The following is a 13,075-nucleotide window of genomic DNA, read 5'->3' as shown; positions in this document are numbered from 1 at the left end:
GCCTGCTGACCTCAGATTTGGTTACGGTCTAGGCCGCTTCCCTCCTCCTTAGCAACCAGATGACAGTTGTCAAGGTTTCTTGGCTTTAAGCCTTAGATTCCTTGCCCCGCTTACGTTTTCGGCATTTCAGCCTTGACTTTGGCGGGAACGATTCGCACCTACATCCGCATTCTAGGCTAATTTGAAAAAAAAATCAACTTTGGGGTTGACGTAAAAATCAAGTGGCGTTAGACTGAGGTTAGTTGAACAAAAGTTCAACATTTGCGGCGCGAGGGGTGGAGTCAGGAGTCCCTATTCAGCCGGCGATCGCCCTCCATCGAAGCCCCACCCCAGATGAGGTTCGATTTTCCCAATCTAGTGCGCCCACCAGGGTGGAAGTCAAACAAGGCAAGGATAGACAAGATGCTCAAAACCTGGACGGATACTCACTACAAGTTAGAAGACACCGACTGGCTTTATATTGCCAAACATGACGACGAAGGTACAGCATCTCTCATTTGTCCGGGTTACGCTCGCGATGGATCTGGATTTAGCATCCACTTCACCCCGGCGCATATTGAGATTTTACAGCATTTGCTCGCCGTGTTGCAAAGTACCAAAGCGGCGACCTCCACCCCCTCGGAGTCAGACCCCGCCCCGGGGACAAGCCATCAAAATTGGATGGAGGTTTATGCGGGGGAATGCGCCAAGGAAGTCGAGGGAAAAAAAAGCCCAAAAAAGGACTATAAATACCCAGCAGTCACCTCGGCTCACCATCGTCACGTGATTCGCTAAATCTCCGATATCGCTCTACTTTCAAATCCGTAAAAATGGCCAAAAACTCAGCAAACAAAAACCCGCAGAACACCACAACAGGAGAAACCGAAATGACCGATAAAAAACCGACCTTATCCGTATTTGGCGTCAAGCCCACCAATGCGATCGTCGTTCCCGAACTGCCGATTGCCACTCGCAACAACTGTCAAAGTGGTAAATGGACGATTGGTGACGAAGAATATGGCTCTAAATTAGCCATGACTATTTTAAAGTTTAGCAAATTTTTCGGCAGTCTCGGCCAGACAAAAAACACCCTTTGGGGGCAAATTTGGTTTGTGGCTGAAGCCGGAGAAATGCCCCATAATGTGGTGATGGTCACTTACATTAAAGGGCGCAGTCTGAGTGATTTTAATCGCTTGGTGGCTTCGATTCAAGCCCGGGGAATCGAACCAGCAGAAGGAATTTTTGTGCCCGAATTCGTCAAGCATTCCGGTCAGAAACCCGATGATAATGGCGTGTTGAAGCCGATTAACTATTATAGCTTGAAATGGGATTGGGTGGAACGGACGAACTGGGAGATGGTCGAACAAGCCGCATTGGTGCTTGAAGACCCGCAAAATCTCAGTCGGTTGATTGATTTGGAAGGCACCCGAGAAATGGTTTGTCTGGATAATTTGCCTCCCCATGAAATTGCTTGTTTGATGGCGGCGCATTTGGATGCGGATTCTACAAAAGATGAGATGGCGTTGCCGGCAGGATCCGATGAGGATTTTAATAGCGATCGCGAAATGGCAAACGCGATGTAATTTCTTTCTCTTTCGTCGATTTGTCGGGGTTAGAAACCGGGTTAATTCACCTGATATTTTCATTTGCAAAAAAACTAGATTAAACCCCGGTTTCTTATCCTTTTTCTTGTAGCCATCAACCATGATTTTCATACCTCAGAGGGCACTAAGGTGAAAAACATTGCGAAATTGACCCGCCAGTCGGTGTGGGAAAACCAGTTAAAAGGAAATCTCGCCACCTTTGAAGAGATTCGCAACGATAGCTTAAACGATTTGGCACTGCTAGCGGAAGATTTCCACCACATGAGTTTAATTGTGGAATCAGTAGAGCAAAATTACAGCGCCTTGCTCGAGCAAAATCAGCAGATGAAAGCCTTGTTGTTAAATGTAGTGGAATCATGCTACTGCTGGCAGGGAAATCGTTGCGATCGCTGCCAAAACATCCTGAATATTCTCGCTAATCCCCCCGCAAAAAGGGGTTCTTAAACATTGAGATTCGTTGCTTTACATTTCTTAACCCTGCGTTAAGAAAACTTAATTCAATTCTGGAACATCATCCCGGTTTTCTAGTCTACACTAGAATTATTTAGCGGTCAAACCAGACAATATCTCGCAGTCAATTGTAAATTGCAGGAGGACAATTACCATGACGCAATCCACCGCCAAAGATAATAAAGCCAAAATCCTGGCCGAGTTTCAGCAACTCCTCGAAGAGCGCAAACAGATAGAATCGAAAGTTGCCACGAAAGAAGAAGAAGCGGAAAAAGAGAAAAACAAAGAACTGCTGCAAGTTGCCTCTAGTTATACGATTGATAGTATTGTCAAAGGGTTAGCGGACCTGCAGTTAGATTTTGGCAGTATTATTACGCAGCTTGCCGAGAAACTGGACAGCGAAACCACGAAACTCGACGAATTGAAGCGGGCGATCGCGATTGAAAGCGATCGCTTAGAAGAACTGCGAAAAATCCGCGTGGTTGCCGATGCGCTGCATATCTTAACCCAAGAACACCAAGAAAAGCTAAAAATCCTGGAAAATCGCGCTGCAGAACAGCAAGAGTCCATCGAAAAAGATATGGCGCAAAAGCGCAAAATCTGGCAAAAAGAGCAGGAAGAATTCGACACAGCAGTGCGAGAACAAGCGGAACTATTAGCCCAAGCCCGGGAAAGCGAAGCCGCCGACTACAACTACGAAATACAACGCTTGCGGAAAATCGAGATGGATGAATACGAAGAGTCCAAGCGGCAACAAGAACGAGAACTGCAAGCCATTAAACGGGAGAAAGAAAAGAATTGGGCCGAACGGGAAGAATACTTGGAAGAACATCAAGCCGAATTTGAAGAAAACCAGCAAAAGATTGAAGGATTTGAGGAAGAACTGAAGCAGGCATATATCAAAGCCAAAGAAGAGGCGATCGCCGATGCCAAGCGGGAAGCCAAAGTGAAAGCAGACTTATTTGAAAAAGAGTGGGAAGGCACCAAAGAAGGATACGAACTCACCATCCAATCCCTCAACAATACCGTGGAACGTCAGACCCAAGAAATTGCCGATATTACCGCCCAGCTACAAGCGGCAATGCGACAAGCGCAAGACTTGGCGATGCGCGCCTTTCAAAGCTCATCAAATGGCAGCTCTTCTGCCAAATAATCCACCGATTTTATAGAGACGCGCCGCCGCGTCTACACCGCTAAAAAAGCCTCAAGGTTTTTAACTAAACAGTCGCCCATTCTCAGGAGAAAAACAACCGATGGTGAAAAAAATTAACTCCAAAAGCACCAAAGCCGAAATCCTGGAAGCTTTTGAAGAATTGCAGCAAGAAAATTCCGGCTTGCAATCGCAAGTTCGCAAACTGAATAAAGAAAAACAAGCCGTGGTGGAAAATCCCGTAAAAGCGGTGAAGCAAAGCGCATCGGCGGAAGTCAGACCCTCGAATAATGGGAAAACGGCGCAACAAAAAGTCAATCAAACCATTCAAAGCTTAGAATTGCTGCAACAGGGATTTGGTAGTGCGACGAGCGAACTGTCCGAACAACTCACGCAGGAAGCTGCCAAGTTAAAGGATTTAGAAGAGTTAGTCAGCCAAGAAGTTGAAGAGCTGCAAGAACTGCATGATTTAGAAGAAGTCGAAGAAGACACCTTAGATACCTTATTAGAGACCTATCAAGAACGGGCCAAAAGCTTTGAACAAGAAATCGGCGATCGCCAAGAAACCTTAGACCAACAAATCCAGGACTTAAAGACAGAATGGGAGAAAGAGCAAAACATCCATCAGCGCCAGATTAAAGAGCGCAACGAAACCCATCACAAAGAGCGCCAGCGCGACGAAGAGGAATATCGCTACAACTTAGAACTCGAACGCAATCTCGATAGCGAAGAATACGAGCAAAACAAAAAATCGCTCTATCAAGAACTGGAAGAAACGCGACTTGCCCAAGAGAAAGAATGGAACGAGCGGGAAACGGAAATTGCCGAACGGGAAAAACAATATGCCGAAGCCAAGGCGAAAGTGGAAGAACATCCGAAAAAATTGGAACAAAATATCAAGAACGGCAAAGAAAATGGCCGCAACATCGGCAACTATCAAGCCAAAGTTTCCGCCGACTTGCGTGCTAAAGAAATTGACGGTCTCAAGCGCTCCTACGAACTGCAAATTACCTCGCTAGAAGCCTCGATTAAAGACCGCGAGGCGCGCATCCAAACCCTGACCAAGCAACTGGAAGCGGCACTGAAACAGGTTCAGGATTTGGCCGTCAAAGCCATCGAAGGGTCTTCCAACGCCAATTCTTTCCAAGCCTTGCGAGAAATTGCCGTAGAACAAGCGAAAAATCAGCCGAAAAGCAAATAAACGATTATTTCGGGCATAGTCAAACGAGGGGCAATTGCGATCGATTGCCCTTTTTTTTGTGTGATTTGAAGCAAGTCAAAGGCAATGGTAGAAAAGGTGAGAATCACGGGAGATGGTGGCGAGGGTGAAATGAACCCGGGGGACAAAATCGGCGCTCAATTCTCTTTTTGGGTAGAATGGAGAGTGGCAGGCGATCGCACAGGGAAGAAGCGCCCCAAGAGCCGAGGTATTTCTGCGCCTGTTATTCATCTGGAAAAATAATTTGTGCGATTGGGCAAACTTCATCAAACTTTCATGTTCAAATTTACCCCAATATTATAAAATCAATCTGACTTGTCCGAATCCAGGTCAGCTATCCAGAACACCGAGTCCCTGCTGTTGTGGGCTGAGGATCCATGCAACAAAACAACCCTGATGCGCTCAAAATAGCCGAATATATTTCCCTTGCAGGTTCCGTTGTCGGTTCCCTCGCCGTATTGCTGTTCGGGAAAATAAACTATGGCGGGGTGATTCTGTTTTTGTCGGTGTGGCTCAACCTGGTCAACCGCCACCGGATGCACCAGCTCAACGAGCAACAGATGCTCAGCGCCTTGGTGGAATTAGATTGCAGTCTCGGGAATATCGAAGGAGCGATCGCCCATCACGTGGGGGACTTAAAAACCGAAATGATTCAACTCAATTCCCACCTGCAAGAAAACCTACCCGCCCAAGAAATCGAGCAACTGCACTTACCCCTAGCCAACCAACAACCGAAATTCGATCGCCTAAATGATTCCGTGACGCGCATCAGCGATCGCATGGACACCCTAATCGAGCAACTGCAAGCCGCCGGGGAATCCGCGCCCCCGGAAACCGAACCCAGCGCACCAGATCCCTCCCTGGAACCGCCCTTATCGGCTTTATCTCTCGAACAGCTCGAAACCCTACCCGAGTCCATCGAGCGACTGTGCGATCGCATCGTCCACTTAACCCAACTCATCCGCGAGTTAGAACAACAAATTCCCGAAGAAGTGCCACCCCGCGCCGCACCTCCCCAACCAGAAGCGCCACCGCCAGCACCCTCCCAACCGCCGGGAAGTGAGCCAGCGGATATGTCGGCTCAATCCACAGGGGAAGCGCAACTCAGCCCAGGAGAACGCGATCGCGAGACCAGTGCCACAGAAGTTCCCACCTGGGACAATCCGGAATCCATGTATCCCGCCGACCCCAGGGCCACAGAAGTTCCCACCTGGCACAATCCGGAATCCATGTATCCCCCCGATGCCAGCACCCAGGGAATTCCCACTTGGGATAATCCGGAATCCATGTATCCCGCCGACCCCAGGGCCACAGAAGTTCCCACTTGGGATAATCCGGAATCCATATATCCCGCCGCCCCAGTTGAGTCTGAGGTTAATTTTCCCGCACCGATCGCCCCAACCTCCCCACCCGTGCCGACAGAGGCGGCACAATTTGCAGTGGGTTATCCAGATGAGGTGTTCCCCTACATCGACTTGCGGGGCGTGAGTTTAATGGGAACTAGCTTAACCCAGGCCAATCTCGCCGGGGGAGATCTGTCCGAATCCAATCTCAGCGAAGCGGATTTGAGCGGTTCTGACTTGCGACAAGCTAACTTAATGGCAGCCAATCTCAGTGGTGCAAATTTAGCCCAGGCCGATTTGCAGGGGGCAAATTTAGTCGGGGCCGACCTCAGTGGGGCGAATTTGTGCAACGCTCACTTGCGAGGGGCTAATCTCACGGCTGCCCATTTATGGGGCGTGAATCTGAGTGGATGCCATCTCGCCTCACTTAAGTTAAGCGGCTTCGACCTCACTGGTGCCAATCTCAGTGCCACCGATTTATCTTTTTGCGATTTAAGCGGAACCAATCTCACCGGCGCAAATCTCGCGGGCGCGAATCTACAAGAGGCAAATCTCAGTTATGCCAATCTCACGGGGGCGGCGATCGCCGGGGCGGATTTCGGCGCAGGGGAAACGCTGGCAATTCTCACGGGTGCGATTATGCCCGATGGCACGCAACATGAATAATTCCGCAGGGGGTGGATAGATAGGAATTCTCAACCAGCGGTACAATTCAGTTGGGAAGTGCGAGCGAATTTTACAACTCCTAAACGAACCGCGATAGAGTCGCTATAGAGTCGGATAATCGTTAAAATGAATCAGATGCACACAGCACAGAAGTCACCTGGGGGGAAATGGATGCAGCAAATTCAGGAAGGCGACGGAATTTTTAACGCACTCGGCGATCGCGATCCGGAAGCAGAGGAGATTCGCGAAATTTTGCTCGAAAAAGTCAAAACTGCTTGGATATCCGGTGTTTTGCAAGCATCTCTGCGCGATCGCCCTCATCTGGAGGTGAAGGCGGAAGTCCGGGATCCGGCGGTGGATTCTCCCCCAGAGAACACCCGCGCCACTCTCGCGCCACAAGCGGGGGAAAAACTGCTAATTCTCGGGGAAGCGGGGGCGGGAAAAACCACGGCGCTGCTAGAAATTGCCCGCGATCGCCTCGCACTCGCCGCCCGCGATCGCGATCGTCCGGTTCCGGTGGTGTTTCGTCTCTGCACCTGGACGAAAAAACACAAAGTGCTATTTGAATGGTTAATCGAGCAATTGCATCATCTCTATCAGCTCGCTCCCTATGTGAGCGATGAGTGGTTAGAGGATCGCCAAGGCTTGCCGTTTTTGCTGCTGCTGGATGGTTTGGACGAAGTGAGTTCCGCAGAGCGGCAAAACTGCGCCGAGGCCATCGATCGCTTTTGCCAGGATCGCCCTCAGATAACGGTGGTCGTAACCAGCGCGATCGGCGAATACGAAGCCCTAGAAACGCCCCTCCAGTTCGATCGCACCCTGGTTTTGCGATCGCTGACCCCAGAGCAAATCCAGCCCTATCTCGCCGCCGATATCCTCCCGGAAACTCCCGCCCCAGAAATGCCTTGCACTCCCCTCACCTTACGCCTGATGGCGGAGGTCGGTACTCAGGAGAACTGTACCGCGACGCCCCTGTGGAACGCTTATATAGAAAATAAACTCGATTGCATGGCCGCCGAGAGTCCTTACTCCAAGCGCGACGCCCAACACTGGCTCACTTGGCTGGCGCAAAATATGTGCGAGTGTTCCAGGACTTTATTTTTAATCGAACAGATGCAGTCAAACTGGTTGCCGAAAGGATGGCAGGAACAAGTGTATAGCCTGGGACTCTGGGCGATCGCCGGCATCCTCACTGGCCCGATTATCGGGTTGACTACCGGGGCGATCGGTGGCGTGGTGATGGGCTGGATGCGCGGACCGATGGGCGCTGTGCTGTTTCGCGGCTTGCGCGGTCCGGTAGCCTGGTTTTGGCTTCGTCTCTGGACTCGCCGCGCGATCGCCAGCTTCGCCGGATTGCTGCGCCCCCTGCTGGGGATGGTTGTGCGAGGCGTTCCGCACATGAGCAGTAGAGTGCTGGTCAAATGGCTGCATCGCAAAATCTGGCGATCGCTGCTGCGCCTCCCTTACAAATTAATGAGCAAAACTGTCTTTCGCAATGTTACCCCCAAACTCATCCAAAAGACAATCCAGCGCGGATTTCCCGGTTGGGGAGAGAGTATCGTGCGCGAAACAATGCCCAACCAACGAGTCTGGATTGCGGTCAAAAATGCCCGGTTTTTCGGCATTCTCGGCGCAGCCATCCTGATAATCCTCGCCGAGGCGATCGAGGTGTCTGTATTCAAAGCGGCGATCGCCGGATTGCTATTAGGAATTTTTGCTGCAGGCGGTTTGTGCATCAAACACCTTTTGCTGCGCTTTATGCTAGGATTCATGGGATTGACTCCCTGGAATTATGCCCGATTTCTCGATTGGGCTACTGAAGTGGGATTCTTGTACAAAGTCGGCAGCGGATATATTTTTATTCACCCCCAGTTACAAACCCATTTAGTCGAATTTAATTCCGCTAAAATAGAATAACTTTAACTCTGTTTATGACACCCATGAATCACTTTTGGACTCGTCGTCAAACCCTTTGGATGCTAACCGGTACCGCTGCAGGTCTTGCCTTGCACGCTTGCACCCCTAACCAACCGCGATCGCCGGAAACTTCCGATAAAAATACCGCCTCCATTGGCTTATTTACCTGGGTAGGGTCTACACCGCTTTACATCGCCAAAGAAAAAGGATTTTTCGATGACCTCGGGCTAGACTTAGATGTAAAAGTCTTTTCTGCCAATACTGATGCCAATACCGCCTTTATTGCCAATCGTTTGGATGCAGTTTCTCCTGTGGCTTCGGAAGCCGTTACCCTCGCCGCCACCGGCAAGGATTTTCGCATTGTTTTAGTCCAGGATACCTCTGTGGGTGGCGATGGCATTTTAGCCCGCAATAGTATTGCCGAAATTGCCGATTTTAAAGGAGAAAGAATCGCCGTAGAAGAAGGTAGTGTCAGTCACTTCTTTTTGCTGCAAGTTCTCGACACCGTAGGCTTAGATTCGGAGGATTTTACCCTCGTCAATGCCCCTCCAGATGCCGCCGCTGCTGCATATCAATCCGGGAATATTCCTATCGCCGTGACCTATGCCCCTTATTTGCAAAAAGCCAATGAAGCCCAAAGCGATGGACGAATTATTTACGATTCTTCGCAAATGCCCACGGCAATTACTGACCTCTATGTTTTCGATGCAGCATTTAGCGATCGCCATCCCGAAACGGTGTTAGCCTTTGTCCAAGGAGTCTTGCAGGGATTGGAATTTTTGCGAACTAACCGCGAAGAAGGAATTGCGATCGCCGCCCAACAGTTGGATATCCCCCCAGAAGAATTAGCCTCGGCGCTCAACGGCGTGCGACTTCCGGATTTACAGGCAAATCTGGAATTACTCGCTAACCCGCAAAGCGATCGCTATTTGTTAAACTCCATGCAATCCCTAGCGCAATTCCTCAAAGCACAAGGTCAAATTCAACAAGTCCCCGATTTAGCTCCTTTAATCGAACCTAAATTTATCCTGCGAATCGACTCAGTTTAACCGTCGGGTGGGCAGATTGCCCACCTTCCCCTCCCAACCCACTCTAATATGAAAAATCCCCCGGTTGTACCCTATCTCGATTAATGCTGAGAATACTCCGCCCAAGGGGTGACTTTTTTCGCCACCCATTTAAAGGCAAAATCCAGTAACAACCCAATCGCCCCAATGACCACAATGCAAACTAGCACTTGGTCTGTTTGCACGAAACGCTGCGCCCTGGCAATTCTAAACCCCAATCCGCGATCGGCAGCAATTAATTCCGAAATCACCAAAAAATTCCACGCCCCCGCCACATTCACCCGCAATGTATCCAGAATACTTGGCACTGATGCGGGTAAAATCACCCGCAATAAAATATCCCGTCGATTTGCCCCCAAGGTATAGGCGGCATTTAACAATTCGCTGGGAATAAACTTCACCGCATCGGCTATCATTATGGCATTATAGAACACAATGCCTAAAAAAATAATGACCACCTTTGACATTTCCCCCAACCCAAACCACACCACTACTAACGGAATAAATGCAGCCACTGGCATATAGCGAATGGTGCCTACAATCGGACTAAACAGGCTTTCCATACTGTAAAATGTTCCCATCGCAATCCCCACGGGAATTCCTACCGCCGCCGCCGCTAAAAATCCCCCGAAAACGCGACCAAAACTGACAAAAATATCCACCCACAAGCTTTCGTCCCTCTGTTGTGGGTTTAACATGTCTATCCCCGCTTGCAATACCGCCGTGGGGGTGGGAAGCAGCATCGGCGTCACCACTTCTCCATAACTGAGTATCCCCCACAGCAGCAGCGGTATCCCCAACGCACTCACCGCCAGCAGGATCCGCAACCGCTGCGGAAATCCTTGGCGAATGCTCCAAAAAATGGAAGGCTCTAAATAGGGTTTCGGCGATCGCGGCATGGTCTTTCTCCGATGTTTACCTCTCATTTCTCCCCTCTTTCTCCTCCCGCAATTCTACCCCAGCTCGTCCCTGGATAAATTGTTACAATTTTTACCATTTTTTGGCCATTTTTTTTGCCAATCTATCTGGACAAATGCAAAAATTTGTGATACCCTTATATCATAATGGGAATAGTGGCAAAATTTTTAAAAATGCTACTATTCCCATTATCAGATAATCTATCATATTTTCAACCCTTTGTCCAGGGAAGTCTCAAAAAAATGGCCAAAAAATTTGTTAAAAATTGTTAAATTACGATTGAGTGATATCAGCGTCATGCAAGAGCGAATTTCCAGCAGGGGCATTCCCCAATTACAAGTCAAAGAGTTATATAAGCGCTTCGATCGCCTGATGGTATTGCACAACATCAACCTGCATCTATATGCTAACGAACTGGTTTGTATTGTGGGCGCTTCCGGGTGTGGAAAATCCACCTTATTAAATATTATTGCCGGCTTGATGCCACCCACCTCCGGGCAAGTGCTGATGGATGGCGAACCGATGTTAGGACCGGGAAGCGATCGCGGCATGATTTTCCAGAGTTATTCCTTATTTCCCTGGTTAACCGTCGCCGAAAATGTCGCCTTTGGCTTGCGCCTAAAAAACATGCCCAAGCAGCAAAGAAAGGAAAAAATCGAGTATTATTTAAACGTGGTGGGATTGAGTCAATTTGCCAGCGCCTACCCGAAACAGCTCTCCGGTGGAATGAAACAGCGAGTGGCGATCGCCCGTGCGTTAGCCAACGAACCGGAAGTTTTGCTGATGGACGAACCCTTTGGTGCATTAGACGCACAAACCAAAGAACAGATGCAGCAATTTACCCTGGATTTATGGCAAAAAACCCAGATGACCGTATTGATGATTTCCCACGATGTGGAGGAAGCGATTTTTCTCTCGCAACGCATCTATGTAATGAGCGCCCATCCGGGGGAAATTAAAGAAGAATTGGCGATTAATCTCCCAGAATTGCGGGATTTAGAGATGAAACTCTCGCCGGATTTTATCGAGATTAAGCGACAGGTGATTCGTGCCTTGCGATAAATGTTATCCAAGGCGGTGGGCAATGCCCAGCCTACAAATTGAGTGATTTAAGGCAAAGAATCGAATAAAATCCACTTTTCTTCATAAGCGATTAAACCAGCGGCGTAAGCGTCATCTAAAAATTGCATTAATGCCACACTGGCGCTCAGTTTCATCACGAATAAGCGGGCGGCGGCGGTAGCGCTGCACTGGCGGGAATAAATCACCTCGTCGCTTTCTCCTATATCGTCATCGGGAGGAAAAACGCGAAAGATCCAACCGCGCGATCGCGGAAAAATTTTGATGTGCCAGCCGCGATATATTTCTTCGGTTTCCATTGCTTTGGCGAAATGATTTTAGGCTGATTTTTTGAGGGCAAAAATCTGGCAATTTTTTACGGGTCGAACCGAACCACATCTGTGCGTTGGGGGTTAGACGGTGAGGTTTCGGTTGCACCGGGGTGACTCACGGGTGCGGGCATGGGTGAGAAAAATTTCAAACCAATGGCGATCGCGGCACTAACTAAGGCAAAGAGACACAGATAATCTACAAAACGAATCAGAAGTGTCAGGGCAATGTGCTTGTCATTTTTTCGGAGTGGCATTATAATAAAAGAGATGATAACTGACCACTTCTTCACCTCTATCTCGTGCTATCCGAATGGTTTTTTCAAGGTAAATCAAGGTTTATACTATCAATAGCTGGGCAAATTGAGTAAAAAAGCCGATGTTAAAGATAGGGTTGCTAACTTTGCTATACCTGCAAATCCGCCCGGAGGATCTGACACCTCCTACCGCTGCGCTCAGAGTTTTGACCTGCTGCATGCCAAGGGTTCGGGGGCAAGAGCGCCAAATCCAAATGCCTCAACCCGCTTATCATCGGTCAGCAGTTTGAGCCAAAAGCCGAACGAGTTGTCAATCCGCATCCTGCAACCCACGCCCCACCTAGGATGAGTTGCACTGATAAAAGGCGGGCGATCGCAATCCAACTCCATGCCCACACTTCCCCAGTGCCCAACTTCCCACTACTATGCCCACCACTACACGGGAACTATTCGGGAGTTTGGTAGCCCCGTCTTTTTAAAGCGGGGCGGAAAAACGACTCGCTTGTTTTAACAAGCGAGATTAGTTGCAATTAAAAAGTTAGTAAGGGTAAAAGCCTACGCGACGAAGCATCCTAGTTCAGATGAAATTCCGGCCACCGGAGAACCGACGGCTCTAAATAGAAGTGCACAACGACATTGAGCGGAGCAAACAACGCAGGTTGTGGAGCGTATAGAAGTTAAGGGAAGTGCCCGGAAAGCAAAAAAAGCAAGTAGCCTGAAGCGAAAGCAACAGGGTAGAGGGTCGGTGGCAGAAATGCCTTTTGACAGACCCTTCTGAGTATAACTCGGAGAATCTGCGCGTATGCGCGACCGCAGAGTGTCAACTTACTCTATGCGCTGCATCCCACTGGCGTTGAAAGCCCAACTTGCTCAGGGTGTGACTCTAACCTCAACCGTGAAAGTCATCTGTTCCGGGATTTTCTGGGATTGGGCGAACGGGCGAACATTGATGCTGCGATCGACAATTTCTCCAGGGATGACCCCCAACGGAACTGGGCACCAAAAGGCTGGCAATTTGTCGGTGGGGAACTGCGGCAGGTTGAGTAGAAGGGGGGTTTGCGATCGCCCATGAGCGAAATAGTCCCTAACAAAAAAGCAAAATCATACTCCAGACGAT

General features: G+C 49.2%; 12 protein-coding genes. 9 read left to right on the top strand and 3 right to left on the bottom strand.

The window, feature by feature from the left end; all coding sequences use genetic code 11:
- The first annotated feature begins 402 nt into the window (after positions 1-402).
- From AC0QH1_RS27090 to AC0QH1_RS27055, 8 genes are all read left to right on the top strand, one after another.
- Positions 403-774 (top strand): hypothetical protein, encoded by a 372-nt coding sequence (locus AC0QH1_RS27090; protein ID WP_324634575.1) that lies wholly within the window; start codon positions 403-405, stop codon positions 772-774.
- 92 nt (positions 775-866) lie between these two features.
- Positions 867-1,562 carry a hypothetical protein gene (locus AC0QH1_RS27085; RefSeq protein ID WP_324634574.1) on the top strand — a complete coding sequence of 232 codons (696 nt, stop codon included), beginning with the start codon at positions 867-869 and terminating at the stop codon, positions 1,560-1,562.
- A 150-nt stretch (positions 1,563-1,712) separates the two neighbouring features.
- Positions 1,713-2,027 carry a hypothetical protein gene (locus tag AC0QH1_RS27080; RefSeq protein WP_324634573.1) on the top strand — a complete coding sequence of 105 codons (315 nt, stop codon included), beginning with the start codon at positions 1,713-1,715 and terminating at the stop codon, positions 2,025-2,027.
- A 160-nt stretch (positions 2,028-2,187) separates the two neighbouring features.
- Entirely contained in the window at positions 2,188-3,186 is a 999-nt protein-coding gene (locus AC0QH1_RS27075; protein WP_324634572.1) for a coiled-coil domain-containing protein, read from the top strand.
- Positions 3,187-3,286: 100 nt separating this feature from the next.
- A complete protein-coding gene (locus AC0QH1_RS27070; protein WP_324634571.1) occupies positions 3,287-4,384 on the top strand; it encodes a coiled-coil domain-containing protein in 1,098 nt (365 codons plus the stop codon).
- Positions 4,385-4,779: 395 nt separating this feature from the next.
- Positions 4,780-6,411, top strand: a complete 1,632-nt coding sequence (locus AC0QH1_RS27065; RefSeq protein WP_324634570.1) for a pentapeptide repeat-containing protein — start codon at positions 4,780-4,782, stop codon at positions 6,409-6,411.
- Between the two features lie 126 nt (positions 6,412-6,537).
- Positions 6,538-8,328 carry an NACHT domain-containing protein gene (locus AC0QH1_RS27060; protein WP_324634569.1) on the top strand — a complete coding sequence of 597 codons (1,791 nt, stop codon included), beginning with the start codon at positions 6,538-6,540 and terminating at the stop codon, positions 8,326-8,328.
- A 23-nt stretch (positions 8,329-8,351) separates the two neighbouring features.
- The gene (locus tag AC0QH1_RS27055) at positions 8,352-9,377 is read left to right on the top strand and encodes an ABC transporter substrate-binding protein (RefSeq protein ID WP_324634568.1); all 1,026 of its coding nucleotides are present in this window, start codon (positions 8,352-8,354) and stop codon (positions 9,375-9,377) included.
- A gap of 80 nt (positions 9,378-9,457) precedes the next feature.
- On the opposite strand, the gene AC0QH1_RS27050 is transcribed toward AC0QH1_RS27055, so the two are convergent.
- Positions 9,458-10,321 carry an ABC transporter permease gene (locus tag AC0QH1_RS27050; RefSeq protein WP_324634567.1) on the bottom strand — a complete coding sequence of 288 codons (864 nt, stop codon included), beginning with the start codon at positions 10,319-10,321 and terminating at the stop codon, positions 9,458-9,460.
- 289 nt (positions 10,322-10,610) lie between these two features.
- Between AC0QH1_RS27050 and AC0QH1_RS27045 the strand changes: the two genes are divergently transcribed.
- Positions 10,611-11,375: an ABC transporter ATP-binding protein gene (locus AC0QH1_RS27045; protein ID WP_324634577.1), complete on the top strand. Its 765-nt coding sequence runs from the start codon at positions 10,611-10,613 to the stop codon at positions 11,373-11,375.
- Positions 11,376-11,422: 47 nt separating this feature from the next.
- On the opposite strand, the gene AC0QH1_RS27040 is transcribed toward AC0QH1_RS27045, so the two are convergent.
- Complete coding sequence (locus AC0QH1_RS27040; protein ID WP_324634566.1) at positions 11,423-11,692, bottom strand: hypothetical protein; 270 nt, start codon at positions 11,690-11,692, stop codon at positions 11,423-11,425.
- A 56-nt stretch (positions 11,693-11,748) separates the two neighbouring features.
- Positions 11,749-11,958, bottom strand: a complete 210-nt coding sequence (locus AC0QH1_RS27035; RefSeq protein ID WP_324634565.1) for a hypothetical protein — start codon at positions 11,956-11,958, stop codon at positions 11,749-11,751.
- Positions 11,959-13,075 lie beyond the last annotated feature (1,117 nt).

It is taken from the genome of Phormidium sp. CCY1219, from assembly GCF_055795085.1.
The sequence above is the reverse complement of the archived record's forward strand: the minus strand, read 5'-3'. Positions and strand labels throughout refer to the sequence as shown.